Annotated in this window: 12 protein-coding genes and 1 tRNA gene; 5 read left to right on the forward strand and 8 right to left on the reverse strand. The window is 36.1% G+C overall.

The window, feature by feature from the left end:
* Positions 1–211 precede the first annotated feature (211 nt).
* The 4 genes from AS161_RS03870 to eno all read left to right on the forward strand — a co-directional run bounded on the left by AS161_RS03870 (position 212) and on the right by eno (position 4,595).
* Positions 212–288 (forward strand) — tRNA-Pro (locus tag AS161_RS03870).
* 175 nt (positions 289–463) lie between these two features.
* Positions 464–1,726, forward strand: a complete 1,263-nt coding sequence (gene murD, locus AS161_RS03875) for a UDP-N-acetylmuramoyl-L-alanine--D-glutamate ligase (RefSeq protein WP_164541851.1) — start codon at positions 464–466, stop codon at positions 1,724–1,726.
* Positions 1,727–1,771: 45 nt separating this feature from the next.
* Positions 1,772–3,136, forward strand: a complete 1,365-nt coding sequence (locus AS161_RS03880) for an alpha-amylase family glycosyl hydrolase (RefSeq protein ID WP_164541852.1) — start codon at positions 1,772–1,774, stop codon at positions 3,134–3,136.
* A gap of 163 nt (positions 3,137–3,299) precedes the next feature.
* Positions 3,300–4,595 carry a phosphopyruvate hydratase gene (eno, locus tag AS161_RS03885; protein WP_164541853.1) on the forward strand — a complete coding sequence of 432 codons (1,296 nt, stop codon included), beginning with the start codon at positions 3,300–3,302 and terminating at the stop codon, positions 4,593–4,595.
* Positions 4,596–4,721: 126 nt separating this feature from the next.
* Here the strand turns inward: eno and AS161_RS03890 are convergent, their stop codons facing one another.
* The 8 genes from AS161_RS03890 to rpsO all read right to left on the reverse strand — a co-directional run bounded on the left by AS161_RS03890 (position 4,722) and on the right by rpsO (position 15,254).
* Positions 4,722–5,903, reverse strand: a complete 1,182-nt coding sequence (locus tag AS161_RS03890; RefSeq protein ID WP_164541854.1) for a hypothetical protein — start codon at positions 5,901–5,903, stop codon at positions 4,722–4,724.
* Between the two features lie 148 nt (positions 5,904–6,051).
* Positions 6,052–7,326, reverse strand: a complete 1,275-nt coding sequence (locus tag AS161_RS03895) for an S-layer homology domain-containing protein (RefSeq protein ID WP_164541855.1) — start codon at positions 7,324–7,326, stop codon at positions 6,052–6,054.
* A gap of 116 nt (positions 7,327–7,442) precedes the next feature.
* Positions 7,443–8,639: a tyrosine--tRNA ligase gene (gene tyrS, locus AS161_RS03900; RefSeq protein WP_164541856.1), complete on the reverse strand. Its 1,197-nt coding sequence runs from the start codon at positions 8,637–8,639 to the stop codon at positions 7,443–7,445.
* A gap of 50 nt (positions 8,640–8,689) precedes the next feature.
* A complete protein-coding gene (gene secG / locus AS161_RS03905) occupies positions 8,690–8,923 on the reverse strand; it encodes a preprotein translocase subunit SecG (protein ID WP_164541857.1) in 234 nt (77 codons plus the stop codon).
* 120 nt (positions 8,924–9,043) lie between these two features.
* Positions 9,044–13,216, reverse strand: coding sequence for a PolC-type DNA polymerase III (locus AS161_RS03910; protein WP_164541858.1), 4,173 nt, complete (start codon positions 13,214–13,216; stop codon positions 9,044–9,046).
* A 75-nt stretch (positions 13,217–13,291) separates the two neighbouring features.
* A complete protein-coding gene (gene ruvC / locus AS161_RS03915; protein WP_164541859.1) occupies positions 13,292–13,792 on the reverse strand; it encodes a crossover junction endodeoxyribonuclease RuvC in 501 nt (166 codons plus the stop codon).
* Positions 13,793–13,873: 81 nt separating this feature from the next.
* Positions 13,874–14,923, reverse strand: coding sequence for a tRNA preQ1(34) S-adenosylmethionine ribosyltransferase-isomerase QueA (gene queA, locus AS161_RS03920; RefSeq protein ID WP_164541860.1), 1,050 nt, complete (start codon positions 14,921–14,923; stop codon positions 13,874–13,876).
* Between the two features lie 76 nt (positions 14,924–14,999).
* Positions 15,000–15,254 carry a 30S ribosomal protein S15 gene (rpsO, locus tag AS161_RS03925; RefSeq protein ID WP_164541861.1) on the reverse strand — a complete coding sequence of 85 codons (255 nt, stop codon included), beginning with the start codon at positions 15,252–15,254 and terminating at the stop codon, positions 15,000–15,002.
* Positions 15,255–15,589: 335 nt separating this feature from the next.
* On the opposite strand from rpsO, the gene AS161_RS03930 reads away from it, so the two are divergent.
* Positions 15,590–16,502 (forward strand): hypothetical protein (locus tag AS161_RS03930; RefSeq protein WP_164541862.1); only part of this gene is annotated, 913 nt, incomplete at its 3' end.

The following is a 16,502-nucleotide window of genomic DNA, read 5'->3' on the forward strand; positions in this document are numbered from 1 at the left end:
CCCCTCCCTTTGCGTAAGGCTAATTGATATTTTACCACTTTATTTTAAAAATTCAAAATCAAAAGTAAAATTATTGTGTAAATTCGTAAAGATAGCAAAAAAATTATAATATACACAATTTACAAATCTCAGTTTTGTTTTCACACTTGATTTTTATTCTTACACATGATAAAATTCATAATGCTGTGAGATAATTATAATTGAATTGTGTCGGGGTGTAGCGCAGGTGGCTAGCGCGCTTGCATGGGGCGCAAGAGGTCGCTGGTTCAAGTCCAGTCACCCCGACCAAAAATACAAACGGCATCCAATTTAGGATGCCGTTTTTTGTTTTCATTAGTTTTCATATTCAAATTATTTTTGTGGAAATTATTTGAAAAATAACAGCTTATTAAAATATGTTTTATTCCGTTGTGATATAATTTATTAGGTCGATAAGCTAAAACGATTAAAAGGAGGCATTTAAATGCAGTACGCACTGCTCGGTTTGGGGTTGAGTAATAAGTATGCTGCGAAGTTTCTTTTGAAATTAGGAGAAAAGATTTTTGTAAGCGAATCTGGAAAGCTTTCCAGTGAAGATAAGGCATTTTTGGAAGAAAACAACATACCATACGAGGAAGGAGTAAATTCTGAGAAAATATTAGAAGCCGATGTTATACTCACAAGTCCGAGCGTTCCACACAACCATCCAATTCTTTTAAAGGCTCAACAGATGGGCAAATATGTCGATACCGAAATAACCTACTTCATGAAATTTCTCGATTGGAAACCGAAAATAATAGCTGTGACAGGCTCAGTCGGTAAGAGTACAACTGTAGCGATGATTAACCACCTCATTTCGAAATCAGCATCATCCCAAATTTCTGGAAACTTTGGGATCCCCATTGCTCAGGTGCTTTTGGAAGGCAAGAAACCGGAATACATAGTAGTAGAAATAAGCAGTTTCCAACTCTATTGGACTCCGTTTTTTAAGCCAAACGTCGCGGTTATTACCAATATTTACCCCAACCACCTAGACTGGCATCCAAGTATGGAGCATTATGTTGATTCGAAATTCAAAATAACGAAATTCCAAGATAACGAAGACCACTTTGTTTACAACCCAAAAGATATGGAAACATTCAAAAGATTAGCCCTTGTCCAAGCGAAGAGAGTTCCATTCACCGTTGATTTTAAATTCGAAGAGATACCGTTCCATATACGAACAAAACAAAATATGGAAAATATCGCCGCTGCAAAGACTGTATTGAAAGTACTTGGATTACCTTTCTCAATGAGCATGCTGGAAGATTTCACTCCGTTACCACACAGAATGGAATACTGCGGTACAATAAACGGCGCACATTATTATAACGACTCAAAAGCAACAAACGCAGCCGCTGTTGTTAAAGCGCTTGAGAACTTCGATAATAATTTGTATCTCATAATAGCAGGAAAAGGAAAGAACGAGGATTACACAAAGTTGGCTGACGAGATATCAAAAAAATGTAAATTCGTTGCCATCGTCGGACCGATTTCCGATGCAGTGGAACCCTATTTAAAAGAAAGGAATGTCAATTACAAAAGATTTTCAAACATCGAAGAAGCCGTTGTTGAAATAAGCAAAATAGCAAAAGAAGGAGATTACGTACTCCTTGGACCTGCAGGAGCAAGTTATGATGCATATAAAAACTTCGAGGAAAGAGGTAATCATTTCAAAGAGATAGTGAAAAAATTGATGCAAAGGTAATAAATTCAATTTTAAATCACAGTTGAATAAAAGGAGGCAAAGAAAGTGATTGGCTATGAAATATTTATAAGGTCGTTTGCTGATTCAAATGATGATGGGATAGGTGATTTCCGAGGTATCGCAAAGAAAGTAGATTACTTCAAAATGCTTAACATCGATTTAATTTGGCTAACACCGCACTTTAAATCTCCAAGTTATCATGGTTACGATATTATCGATTATTTCGACACAAATTCTTCTTTTGGCACTCTTGAAGATTTCAGGTACATGGTGGAAACACTCCATGAAAATGGTATAAGAGTTGTTATAGACTTACCACTAAACCATGTATCTGATAGACATCCTTGGTTCAAAGCAGCTATGGAAGGTGAAAAACCGTACGTCGATTACTTCCTCTGGGCACAGCCACATTTCAATCTTTTGGAAAAAAGGCACTGGGATGAAGAATTACTTTGGCACAATAGAAACGGTAAAGTGTATTACGGTGTCTTTGGTGGCTCCTCACCAGATTTGAATTACGAAAATCCTGAAGTAGTTGAAAAATCGTTAGAAATTGTCGAATTCTGGCTTAAACAAGGTGTTGATGGATTTAGATTCGACGCAGCAAAACACATTTACGATTACGACGTAAAAGAAGGGCGCTTTAGATACGACCATGATAAAAATGTTATATACTGGCAATTGGTAATGGATAAAGCAAGAAGTGTCAAAGGTGGGAATGTATTTGCGGTTACGGAAGTTTGGGACGATCCAGAGATAGTTGACAGATACGCAAAGACGATAGGATGCTCTTTTAATTTCTATTTTACGGAAGCGATACGTGAATCAATGCAACACGGTACAGTGTACAAAATCGTTGACTGCTTCCAAAGAACGCTCACTAAAAAACCTTACAAACCGAGTAATTTCACAGGCAACCACGATATGCACAGACTTGCGCAAATGCTTCCACAAGAAGAACAGAGAAAAGTATTCTTCGGCTTGTTAATGACCACACCAGGCGTACCGTTTATTTACTATGGAGACGAACTAGGGATGAAAGGTATGTACGACTCAACATTCACAGAAGATGTTATAGAACCGTTCCCTTGGTATGCCTCTTTATCTGGTGAAGGACAATCTTTCTGGAAAGCCGTAAGGTTCAACAGAGCATTTACAGGTGCTTCCGTTGAAGAACAACTAAGCAGAGAAAATAGTCTTTTAAAGGAAGTAATCAATTGGACGAAATTTAGAAAAGAAAACGAATGGCTTGAAAACGCTTGGATTGAGAATGTAACTCACAATACATTCACAATAGCTTACACGGTAACCGATGGAATAAACGGCATCAGAGTCTACGTGAACATCTCAGGTCATCATGAATCACATGAAGGTGTATCTTTAAAACCATACGAAGTAAAGATAATGTGATATGGTATAATAAGCAAAAATAAACAAATATCAAGTTGTAAAAGAGAAATTTAAGTGGTATAATTAAAAAAGTGAAACTTTTCACTCAATTTCTGTTTGTTTTGGTTATATTTTTAAAATTTTGCAGAAATTCGTTCATTACTCAAAAGATGGAGGTGTAAGCATGTACGTAGAAATTATCGATGTTAGGGCACGTGAGGTACTTGATTCCCGCGGAAATCCTACAGTTGAAGTTGAAGTTTTGCTTGAAGATGGAAGCTTTGGAAGGGCTATCGTTCCAAGTGGCGCATCAACTGGTAAATTTGAAGCACTTGAGCTTAGAGATGGGGATAAGAAAAGATACATGGGAAAAGGTGTGAGCAAAGCCGTCCAACACGTAAACGAAATTATCGCGCCAAGGATAGCAGGACTCAACGCCTTTGACCAAGTTTACATCGACAAAGTTCTTCTTGAGCTTGATGGTACGGAAAACAAGTCAAATCTTGGTGCAAACGCTATTTTAGGAGTTTCCATGGCAGTTGCAAGGGCGGCGGCAGAAAGCGCTGGACTTCCACTTTACAAATACTTAGGTGGCGCAAATGCAAAAGTGTTGCCCGTTCCATTCATGAATGTTATAAACGGTGGAGCACATGCAGATAACAGCCTTGATATCCAAGAATTCATGCTTGTCCCAGCAGGTGCACCATCGTTCAGGGAAGCGCTCAGATATGGTGCCGAAGTCTTCCACACATTGAAGAAAATATTGAAAGATGCAGGACACGTAACAGCCGTTGGTGACGAAGGTGGATTCGCGCCAAACCTTAAATCTAACGAAGAAGCAATTCAAATACTTATCGAAGCGATTAAAAAAGCTGGTTATGAGCCAGGAAAAGACATATTCATTGCCCTTGATTGTGCAGCGAGCGAGTTCTACAACGAAGAAACAGGGAAGTACAACATCGATGGCACAGAAAAAACAGGTGAAGAGTTGATTGAGTACTATTCAATGCTAATAGACAAATACTGGCCTGTTATAATCTCCATCGAAGACCCATTTGAGCAAGAAGATTGGGATACATACATCAAATTCACACAAAAAGTTGGCGGAAAAGTCCAAATCGTCGGAGACGACCTTTACGTGACAAACGTCAAAAGATTAGCTAAAGGTATCGAACTATTTGCAACAAATTCGATACTCATAAAGCTCAACCAAATTGGTTCTGTCACAGAAACATTGGATGCTATCGAAATGGCGAAGACAGCTGGGATGACAAACGTAATCAGCCATAGAAGTGGAGAAACAGAAGATACATTCATAGCTGACCTCGCGGTGGCAACAAATGCCGGAATGATAAAGACAGGTTCACTATCAAGAAGCGAAAGAATCGCAAAATACAATCAATTACTCAGAATTGAGGAAGAACTCGGCGATTCTGCCATTTACAAAGGATTAAGCGCGTTTTACAGCATAAAAAGATAAATACAAATAAAATAAAAAAACAAAACGGGAAGGTTGAAAATAACCTTCCCGTTTTTTTATTTATAAAACCAAAATAAAAACGGAGAGGCTTTAAAGCCCCTCCGTTTTTTGTTTAAATGCTAAATATTAGAATTCTGCGGAGTATTCGACTGCAACTTTCCATGTTGGATCTGAGGAAATTGTTGTAGCCCATTTATCGAGTGTTCCGTATAATGCTTCAAGTGTTACTGTATCCGAAAATGCGTAATTAGCAATTACGTTGTAACCCCATTTATCACCAGGTTCCATTCTGTATTTTGCAGTAAGTGTAAGGTCTTTAACAACATTTGCGTTTGCTATGAAACGAATGTACTGATAATTATCAAATTCTTGTATATTTAGCCAGTTTGCTTCTGCTGTAACACCAAATTGTTCTGTTTTTAAGTTACCTTGCAAATAGAGATTAAATACTTGGCTTGAAACATCATATGTTGGTGTAACTTGTGCTTTTACTGTTACAGGTGCGAATGTTTGTTCGTATGTTACACCAAGCTTTACGTATTTTTGATCTTTAACAAAACGATCTACTGATTTGTAATCAAGTTTACTAACATTTTCTGCAAATCTCACTTCTGGGTCAAGTGTTAAGAATGCAACTGGTTTGTATGTAGCTGAAAGTTTGAAATCGTATGCCATTTCCATTTCTGATGTACCTTGAACCATACCTGCGAATGCTTGTACAGATGGCTTTACTACACCAAGGTCAACAGAACCATTTGCTGCTACACCATATTCGTATTTATCTGTATCACCTGTGTTATATATACCACCAACGACTGTCCAACCTGCAACTGCGTATTTTGCAAGCAACATATCGCTGAACCATGCGTTTTCCCCTTCATCTTTTTTGTCGAAATAATAAACTTCTAAGTCTTTAACTACTGGGAATGTAAGCTTGAGATAACTTGCAAAGTCAACCATAGCATTTACAGGTTTACCATTTGTATTCTTACCCGCGAAGTAGTGGCTTACGAACACCATATCTGTTGAATAAAGTGCTCCAAAGTATGGTGTTTGGAATGATATTGAAGCCAATTTTGCAGTTGTTTCATCTGGATTACAATAGAATGATAATCCAAAGCTTGAGTCAGTTCCAGTTGGAAGTGTTATTGAAAAGTAAGTTTCACCGTAAAGGTCTATTCCTGTGTCTTTTTCTGCTGTCAAGCTAAAATAGGCGTAACCACTGTAACTTACTGTACCAAGTGTGAATGCCGCAAAAGCGTTGACTAACATCAAAACTGCCGCTAATACCACTAAAAACTTTTTCATAATACTTCTCCCTCCTCCTGTGAGTTTAGGTAAAAAATAATATAGTTAAAATGTTAAGCTTTCTTTATTTTTTAACTTTCTCTTTATCATCCCCCCTTTGCAGAAATAATAAAATTTCATATCGATAAAACTACCAAACTTAAATAAATTAGAACCATCCAAAAGCTTTTCCTAACGCTATTATGCCTATTAAAAGCCCACTGACACCGGTAACTACACCCCAAGTTGCTATCGTTTTTGCTTGTTCGAGTTCTTCCTTTGTTGCTTTCTTCGCGAGCTCTTTGTTAATTTCTTCAACATCAGATTTATCTGCTTTTACTTCTTCAACCACCTGGCTTAAGCTTGCAACTTGATTTTCTAAAAGGCCTAATCTCTCATCAAGAACAGATATCTTTTCGTTAGTTTCGCTATTAAAGTTTACCACAAGTTCATTTAGCTTGTCAAGTTGGGTACTCAAACCGGCTATTTCTTCCTGTTGTCCAAGGATAGCACTTGACAACATGTCTTGAAGGTTGTTAATCGCTTCATAAACTTTAGCGAATTCCTCATCATTTGCTTGTGCGTGTTCGTCAAGTTGTCCAAGGATAGCACTTGACAACATGTCTTGAAGGTTGTTAATCGCTTCATAAACTTTAGCGAATTCCTCATCATTTGCTTGTGCGTGTTCGTCAATTTGATTTTGTAAATTTTCAGCAATTACATCTGTGTAAGTTTTCAGTGCTTCTTGAGCGTTTGCCAAGTCTTCTGAAAGTCCGTAAATCGCGTCTCTTAATACTGGTAATCCTGTTTCAAGTGTATTTTCTATATTGAGAACTCTTGTCTCAAGTTCATCTGTTTTCTCTGTTAAATCTGATATTGAGTTGGAAAGTTCATCATCTTTTGCCGATGTTTTCTTATCTAAATCTTCAATTGCCTTTCTCAAAAGATAATCAACATCACCAAGTTGAGCCGCAAGACCATTGAGGATGTCACTTATGCTTGCTATATCTTCTTTCAATTCTACGAGATTAATTTCTTGTTGATTGCCTTCTTCGTCTGTATAAACGAATTTATCTCCAAGCTGTGTAACAAGGTCGTAAAGTTTTATAATATCTTGATCGTGAAGTTCGAGTGTAAGTTTCATATCTTGAATGGTATTTTCCAAATTTTCAATGTTCCCTTTGTTTTCGTTCAATTGTGTTTTCAAAGAAGAAAGTGATTGCTCAACATAGTCAAGTGTGCGGGAAATAAACAAAGCGATTTGATATCTTGTTACTGCTTCGTCACCACGGTATGTTCCATCTGGGAAACCTGTAACTATACCTATCTGCTCAAGCCTTTCAACGTAATTCTCAGCCCAGTGGCCTTTTGGAATATCTCTGAAAGCTGCCATAGCTGTGACAATGAAACTCAAAATGCTAATAACTGTTAAAAATTTTTTCATAAATAACTACCCCCTTTTTAGTTTTTAGAATATAAAATACTTACAAAAAAATTATAACACATTTAGTACGTAAAGCAAAATACAATTTGATAATTTTCCAAAGATATTTTAAAACATTAAATTGCTAAAAGCTTTATAAATTGTCTTTTTCCAACTCTTAGTATGTGTTCTTTGCTTATTTCAACATTTGCTTTAAAATTGTCAATTCTGTTGTTGTCGAAGTACACTCCACCTTGAGTTATGAGTCTTTTTATTTCACTCCTCGAACCAATTTTCAATGTTTCAAGAAGGTCAACGATGTTGTAAACACCTGCTTGAATTTTCACTTCTGGCATTTCTTCGGGAATCTCTTTACGTTGGAAAACTGTTATAAAATATTCCTCAGCATCTTTTGCTTTCTCTTCGCCGTGGAATTGTCTAACAATTTCTTTTGCAAGCCACATTTTGTAATCTCTTGGGTTTACAGCTTTTTCGTTTATTTCTTTCTCCATTTTTCTCAACACTTCATCATCAACGTCTGTAAGTAATTTTGCGTATTTTACTATTAATTCGTCAGGTATAGACATTACTTTTCCGTACATATCTCTTGGCTCATCTGTAAAGCCTATGTAGTTGTTGTAACTTTTGCTCATCTTCAATTTTCCATCTGTTCCTTCGATTATAGGCATTGTCATGACTATCTGCGGTCTTAATCCATATTCTTCCTGTATTTTTCTACCAACCATAAGATTGAAGAGTTGGTCAGTTCCACCAAGTTCTACATCTGCTTGAATAGCAACTGAATCGTACGCTTGAGCTAACGGATACAAAAACTCTGCGACACTTATTGGTGTACCTTCCGCGTACCTTTTTGCAAAATCTTCCCTTTCGAGCATTCTGGCAACTGTGTATTTTCCTGCAAGTTTTACAACATCCGCAAATGTCATCGCACCAAGCCATTCGTTATTGTATCTTATTATTGTTTTTTCTTTGTCAAGAATCATAAAGGCTTGTTCAGCATAGCTTTTTGCGTTTTCAACAACTTCTTCCCTTGAGAGCATCGGTCTAGTTGTGTTTCTACCAGATGGATCACCTATCATTGCTGTAAAATCACCGATGATAAGGATAACCTGATGCCCAAGGTCTTGAAATTGTTTGAGTTTTTTCAAAACAACAGCATGCCCTAAATGTAAATCCGGTCTTGATGGATCTACACCCAACTTAACTCTTAAAGGTTTACCTTCTTTCAATCTTTCTAATAATTCTTCTTCGGAAACTAAATCAACACAGTTTTTCTTCAATATCTTAAGTTGTTCTTCAGGACTAAGGTGCATTCATGACCCTCCAAATGTTTTAACTTCGTAATAGGGTGATAATAAAAATATTATCTTGATAAAACCCATGATGTTAAGAAGCACATAACAAAGAACGCAACTGCGAGAGCGACTGTTATTTTACCAGATGTATCTAACCCCTTTTTTCTTCCAAACATGGTATAAGCTGCTCCACTACCAAATGCACCACCAAGTTCTGCGAACTTACTCATTTCTTGCAATACCATCCAAATGAGTCCCGCTGCGATAATCGTGTGTACAACAATTAATACAACTCCCAACATCTCGCTACACCTCCGATTTGTACTTCAATCATATAATAATCAAAAGTTATTATACCATATGTTTTTGAATTTATGCAATAAGTTTTCATTAATTCAAAGATTGTATTTCTAGCTTTCAAACTAAAACAGCATAGTTTGGTCAGTTTCTGGAAGTCCATCTAATACTCCTATTCTTTTTAATACCTCGACTTGTGCTTTTGTAACACGTGCACGATTCATTAAATCTTCAATAGATGTGTACGGTTTTTCTGCGCGTTTTTCTACAATAGAGTTTGCAACGTTTTCGCCTATTCCGTGTATTTTGTTGAACGGTATGAGTAAATCTTTGCCGTCTATTATAAATCTTTTCGCGTCGCTACGTTTCAAGTCAGGTTTCTTAAATCCATACCCACGCAATAGCATTTCAAGTGCTGCTTGTAAGACTTTTTCTTCATTTTTTTCTTTAACGTCCTTCTTCATACTAGCTGCCAATTCGACGAGTCTTTTCTTTATAGCCTCCTTGCCTTTTAAAATGAGCTCTGCATCGAATTCATCACCTTTAGTTGAAAAATACGCCGCATAAAATGCCAATGGGTAGTGAACTTTAAAGTACGCAATTCTAAACGCCATACTTACATAAGCAACTGCGTGTGCTTTTGGGAAAAGATACTTTATCTTTTGGCACGACTCAATGAACCAATCCGGTACATTGTGTTCTTTCATTATATTTATTTCTTCTTCTTTCAATCCTTTCCCCTTTCTAACATTTTCCATTATCTTAAATGCATTTGAATGCGGTACCCCTTTGTGAATAAGATAAATCATTATATCATCACGACAGGATATGACATCAGACAGTGTCGCTATTTTTTTGTTGATAAGTGTCTGCGCATTACCAAGCCAAACATCTGTTCCGTGAGAAAGTCCTGATATTCTAACAAGTTCAGCGAATGTCTTTGGCCTTGTTTCTCTGAGCATGCCCATAACAAAATCTGTGCCAAATTCCGGAATGCCTATAGTTCCTACGTCTGTTCCAAGTTCTTCTGGATCAACTCCCAAAGCTTTTGTCGATGAGAATATGCTTATAGTCTTTTTATCATCCATAGGTATTGTCATGGGGTCTATTCCGCTGTATTCGTAAAGTAAACGAATCATCGTAGGGTCATCGTGACCAAGCGCGTCCAATTTTATTAAATCATCATGAATAAATTCGTAAGCAAAGTGCGTGGTATATACTCCTGATTTTTTGTCGTTCGCCGGATGTTGGAATGGCGTAAAGTCATATATTTCGTACTCATTTGGAACTATCATCAATCCACCGGGGTGTTGTCCTGTTGTTCTCTTTACACCCGTTACATACATTGCAAGTCGTTCTTGTTCTGCAGGATTTAACGGATTAACTATATTTCCATTTTTGTCTTCCATATAGGCTTTAACGTAACCTATAGCGCTCCTATCAGCTATGGTACTTATTGTTCCAGCGCGGAAAACTTTTGATTTTCCAAATAATTCTTCTATAAACTTATGCGCTCTTTCTTGATATTCGCCAGAGAAATTTAAGTCTATATCAGGCACTTTGTCTCCTTCAAATCCCATGAAAACTTCAAATGGTATGTCTTGCCCAACTTTTTCAAGTTTTGCGCCACATTTTGGACAAAGTTTGTCTGGCAAATCGTAACCTGAGCCAAACTCTTCGTGTAATTCAAAATATTTACAATCTGGGCATCTGTAGTGCGCCGGTAAAGGATTTACTTCCGTTATTCCAACAAGGTGTGCAACCAATGAAGAACCAACGGACCCTCGAGAACCAACAACATAACCGTCTTCACCAGCTTTTTTGACTATGAGATGAGCTATCATATACAAAACGGCATATCCATGTCCAATTATGCTGTTAAGTTCTTTTTCAATTCTCTTCTCAACGATTTCCGGAAGCGGGTTCCCATATAGTTGATAAGCTTTTTCGTAAGTCATTGTTCGAAGTTTTTCCTCTGCGCCTTCTATCTTTGGTGGATGAAGTTTCTTTTCAAGTGGTTGAATTGTATCTATCATATTTGCAATCTTCTTTGGATTATCGACAACAACTTCTTTAGCAATTTGTTCATCTTCAAAAATTTCTAAAGCGGCATCTATCATTTCCTGCGTTGTTCTAAGATAATAGTTTGCCTCTTCATCTTCTATATTACTCTGAGGTGCAAGCAATACTTTACGTGCCTTTATATCCTCCGGATCGATAAAATGAGCGTTTGAAACCATTACAACAGGCATGTTTAATTCTTTACCAACCTGATAAAGTAATTTATAAGCTTCTTTAGCTTCCTCTCTGGTAAATTCTTCGGAATTTATAGTATCAAGAGGCATTATTTCGATGTAATCGTAAAATTTAAGTGCTTCTGTCAACGCTCCTGTGTCTTTTTGGAGGGCAAGCTCAAATATCTCTGAGTTTGCGCACCCAGTACCTATAAGCAATCCTTCTCTGTGTTTTTCAAGCTCAGATTTCAACACTTGAGGGACCACAAAAAATGTCTCTGTATGAGCTTTTGAGATTAACTTATACAAATTCTTAAGCCCTGTTTTGTTTTGGACAAGAACGGTCACATGCTGAGGATGTTTTACAAGTGGATTTATATTTTCAACTAATTTGTTCAATTTTTCAAATGTTGTTATCGATTTTTTCTTAGCCAATTCTATTAATTTCCAAAAAACATTTACGGTTACCCTGGCATCGTCTAACGCCCTGTGATGTTGGAAAGCACCTAACCCAAAATGGTCAACAAGTTTATCAAGAGAGAATGATTTAATTTTATTCCTAAGTAATGCTTGCGAGAGTCTGAGAGTATCTATATACGGCGGGTTAAATTCAATTCCACTTTTTGAAAGGATATTCTTTAAAAACGTCATGTCGAAATCAGCGTTATGAGCAACTAATATGCTGTCTTTTATAAATTCTAATAGTTTTGGTAAGACTTGTGTTATATCAGGAGCATCTTTTAGCATATCTTCTGTAATACCTGTTATATTAAGACTTTTCTTATTTAATTTATTTGGTTTAACAAATGTGTGGTATTCATCTATAACTTTTCCATCTCTTGTTTTGACTGCACCAATCTCCATTATTTCGTCAGAACGAGGGTTTAAGCCTGTTGTCTCCAAATCAAGTACAACATAAGTATAATCGTCAACGTTGCCTTCTATTTCGTTCATCATTATCCTTTTTGGGTCATTAGCTAAGTAAAGTTCAGAGCCAAATATTGGTTTTAAACCCGCTGATTTTGCAATATCAAAAAACTCTGGGATGGCTTGGACATTACCGTGGTCGGTAACTGCAATAGCTTCCCATCCCCATTTTTTTGCTGTGCTCACGTACTCTGAGATGTCCATTACACTATCAAGATCGCTCATTTTTGTATGTGCGTGGAGTTCTACTCTTTTCTCTATAGCGTTGTCAACCCTATCTAAAGATGGAATTTCTGTAATATTCTCCACTTTTAAAAATGGGGAATTGTTCTTGTCTACAAGAACTTTACCTGTGAATATATACCAACTTCCTACATTAACTTTTTCTTCTACTGCCAATTTTCTGGAATCGAAAACTTTTAAAATGGTCGAATCTTTCTTGTCTGTTATATATATTGTTGATAAATCATCGTTTATTTTCTCGAATTTAAACACTTTACCATAAACTTTTATCTGCCTCTTAGAATTTAGTAATAGAACCAATGTAGATGGAGAGTATATTGAGCTTAAAACTTTTTTTAGTTCGTTTTCATCATTTTTTTCGATTTTATTGTTCTCCTCGACATCGCCTTTTATACTATTAAATTCAGAATTTCTTTGTTCTACGTTCTGAACAATCTCTGTATTTTGAGTCAACTGTTCTGAATGTTGTATACTTTCCTGCACAGTCTCAATAATATATTCTTGAAAAGGTAATGTGCTTTTTACCTTTTTTATTCTGTTCATGACATGAGATTTTGCGAACTCACCAATTGTGTATATTTTTAAGCTTTTACCAACGATTTCTATCCTCTCTATATATTTTCCAGAGCCATTCAACTGTTTGTAAACAAATTCTTCTATATTTTGACTTGATTCATTAATCGTGTTTTCAAAAGTAATATCTATGTGCACTCCTATGAACTCACTAAGAGCATTTTTAAAGTATTCAGAATCTCCTGAAAAATTTTCTATAACAAAAGTAACAGCTTCTCTTTTTTTATCGTAAATAACCTTTTTTAAAATACCACTGGCATTTATTCCAAGCTTTTGAGCTATATTTTCTATTGGACGCTGGACATCAAAGACGTGGATCATCATTACACCTCCATAACAATGACAACACAAATGACAACACATATAATTACTATCGATTTGATCCTATTTATCAACTTATTTTGTGTTTTTCTTTTGCGAAGAATAATCAGAACCACTCACCGCCGCGCACCAAGCGATAGCAAGCGCGTCAGCCGCGTCATCTGGTTTTGGTATTTCATCGAGTTTAAGAAGGATTTTCATAACTTTCTGTATTTGCGTTTTCTCCGCTCTTCCATAGCCTGTTACTGTAAGTTTAACCTGGTGTGGTGTGAATTCAACAAATGGGATATTGGAATGTTTAATCGCAAGAAGGATAACCCCACGAGCCTCACCAACATAGATAGCCGTTTTAACATTCTTATAAAAGTAAAGACTTTCAACAGCCACAAGCTCAGGATTGTATTTTTCTATAATCTCATTTACTTGACTGTATATGTAATCAAGTCTATCTTCAAAATGTTCACCTTTTTCTGTTGTTATTGCCCCATGACCAACATAAGTTATTTTGTTACCTAATTTTTCAACGACGCCGTAACCAACAATACCATAACCTGGATCTATACCAAGAATGCGCATAATGCACCCCGCTGATTTTGATAATTGTACTCTATTTTTCTTTTTTCGTCGGTTACAATTTCGAATGTTAACATTGTTAACTTAAAAAATAAACATCGCATCACCAAATGAGAAAAATCTATACCTTTCCTGCACAGCTATCCTATACGCTCTCATCGTTAAATCATAACCAGCGAATGCACTAACAAGCATTATTAATGAAGATTTCGGCAAGTGAAAATTAGTTATTAACGCGTCCACAATTTTAAATTCAAATGGAGGGTATATGAATATATCGGTTTTTCCAGAGTAAGAATTACTCTTTGGAAGTCTAGCTATTGTTTCAAGTGTTCTGACAGTAGTTGTTCCAACAGCTATAACTCTTTTACCAGAGGCTTTAACTTCATTAATAGCACTTATGGTTTCTCCAGAAACAATGTAATACTCCTCATGCATTTTATGTTGTCTTATGTCTCCAACTTTAACAGGCCTAAAAGTCCCAATTCCAACGTGTAAGACAACTTCCGCTGTTTTAACACCTTTGTTTTTTAGCTCGTTAAGTAGCTCTGTTGTAAAATGTAACCCCGCCGTTGGTGCTGCTACGCTTCCTTCATGTTTTGCATAAACAGTTTGATACCTATCTATATTAACGTTATGATTTTTTATATAGTGTGGCAATGGAACGCTTCCAAAAGAGAATATCTTTTCATCTTCTTTTTCCGAAAATTCGATAACTCTTGTACCTTCTTCTGCTCTTGAAAGGCATTTACCATACATTTTCATATTTGTATTTTCAAAAATTATTTCCGTCCCTTCTTTTACAACTTTACCGGGTTTAACAAGGCACTTCCAAATGCCTAATCCTAACTTCTCAAGTAGAAGAATTTCGATATTAGCGCCGGTTGTCTTTTTACCGAACAATCTTGCAGGAATGACTTTAGTCGTATTAAAAACCAATAAATCTCCTTCATGAATATATTCTTTTATATCTCTAAATATCCTATGATGTATTTCCCCCGTTGTTTTGTCCAGAACCATCAATCTTGAGCTATCCCTTGGTTCAGCAGGCGATTGTGCGATTAACTCTTCTGGAAGGTAATAATCATATGCTTCAAGGTTGTAAAGTTGAGAATTATTGTTGACATTGTCCATGATAAACTCACCTCTTGCATAAATTATCTAAAAATAACGGGCGGTTACCCGCCCATTATGTTAATAAATTTTATTCTTACTTTCTTAATGAGAGTTTTTCGAGAAGTTGTTTGTAAAGTTCTGGATCCTTTTTCATCAAGTACTTCAACATTTTTCTTCTTCTTCCAACCATTTTCATAAGTCCACGTCTTGAGTGGAAATCTTTTGGATGGTTCTTAAGGTGTTCTGTAAGATGTCTGATGCGTGCTGTCAAAAGGGCAATCTGGACAGCTGTGCTGCCTGTGTCAGTGTCATGAATTTGAAATTCCTTGATGATGTCCTCTTTGTTCATCCTTTTACACCTCCATAGAATTTGTCCACTTGCCAAGTAGGGGAATCTCACCCACAACTGAGCAAGGGCAGAAATTATAATATACCAAGAAATTCAATTTGTCAAGATAATATTGGTTTTAAAGTATTTCGGAGGCTATAAAAATTCGAATAAGAAAGTTAACTTAGTAAATTACTTTGAAAAAACTAAAAAAATGTTTGCAAAACCGTTATTAAAAGTGATATAATATTTTTTGGGATAATTTATGTATTTTGTTAATTGTAAAGAATGTTATATAATTCATATGTGCGAGTTTTTCTACCCTTTAATCACACTTTAAAAAAGGAGGGAACATTATGAGAAAGTTGGGGATTCTTCTTGCGGTCGTTCTTTTCGGTTTAATGGTTTTTGCACAGTCCAACACCGTTGGCACAAAAGCAGATTTGGAAAAGGTAAGTTTATTAGAGGCATCTGTCACGGAGCTTTACGATTCGATCGATGGATTAAATGAAATTCTCACAGGTCTTGCTGCACAAATTGGCGACACAGACTATTTGCTCAGAAAGCAGATTGAAAATACCCAAAAAGATTTTAACTCTAAATTAGAAGAATACGCTAAAAATCAGCAAGCATACGACGAAAGAATTTCAGCTGTTGAAACAGATATTTTGAATATAAAAAATACTATTGATACAGGTTTACCAGCTCTTAGAGACATGTTATACGAACTTTCAGACAATTTGGCTGCACTGGAAGAAAGACTTACATCATATATTGAAGTATCAATAAATTCTCTAAAAGAAGAAATGGTTAAAGAAGGAATAACCACTGAGGCACCAAATAATGACTTTGAAACAGCTTTAGAAGATATAAAGGTTACCCTTGACATCCACGACAACGACATATTAAAGATTTACGAAACACTTGGCACACTGTCCGACCAAATCGCAGCACTTGAAGAAAAAATTATCGATCCAGAAGCAATAGAAACACTAACACTCAAAGTTGACATGCATGATCAAGATATTGTAAATATTTACGACAATCTCTCACAAAAAGCAGACAGAGAACAAATAGACGAACTTGAAAATGTTTTAGACACTGTATTTAACAGAATTGAATTACTTGAAGAATATGCAAATATGATTTATGATACATTAAGTATAAAAGCAGATAATGAACGTGTGGAACAAATTGAAACCGCACTTGAAAATTGTGCAACAAGAGAGGAAGTAAAGAAAATGCTTAGTGATTCCGAAAAGAAATTCG

It is taken from the genome of Fervidobacterium sp. 2310opik-2, from assembly GCF_011057735.1.
Taxonomy (GTDB): Bacteria; Thermotogota; Thermotogae; order Thermotogales; family Fervidobacteriaceae; genus Fervidobacterium; species Fervidobacterium nodosum.

Coding starts and splice junctions, on each gene's coding strand:
- eno (WP_164541853.1), top strand. CDS start 3,300: ATGTACGTAGAAATTATCGATGTTAGGGCACGTGAGGTACTTGATTCC.
- secG (WP_164541857.1), bottom strand. CDS start 8,923: ATGTTGGGAGTTGTATTAATTGTTGTACACACGATTATCGCAGCGGGA.
- AS161_RS03895 (WP_164541855.1), bottom strand. CDS start 7,326: ATGAAAAAATTTTTAACAGTTATTAGCATTTTGAGTTTCATTGTCACA.
- tyrS (WP_164541856.1), bottom strand. CDS start 8,639: ATGCACCTTAGTCCTGAAGAACAACTTAAGATATTGAAGAAAAACTGT.
- AS161_RS03910 (WP_164541858.1), bottom strand. CDS start 13,216: ATGATCCACGTCTTTGATGTCCAGCGTCCAATAGAAAATATAGCTCAA.
- AS161_RS03890 (WP_164541854.1), bottom strand. CDS start 5,903: ATGAAAAAGTTTTTAGTGGTATTAGCGGCAGTTTTGATGTTAGTCAAC.
- rpsO (WP_164541861.1), bottom strand. CDS start 15,254: ATGAACAAAGAGGACATCATCAAGGAATTTCAAATTCATGACACTGAC.
- murD (WP_164541851.1), top strand. CDS start 464: ATGCAGTACGCACTGCTCGGTTTGGGGTTGAGTAATAAGTATGCTGCG.
- queA (WP_164541860.1), bottom strand. CDS start 14,923: ATGGACAATGTCAACAATAATTCTCAACTTTACAACCTTGAAGCATAT.
- ruvC (WP_164541859.1), bottom strand. CDS start 13,792: ATGCGCATTCTTGGTATAGATCCAGGTTATGGTATTGTTGGTTACGGC.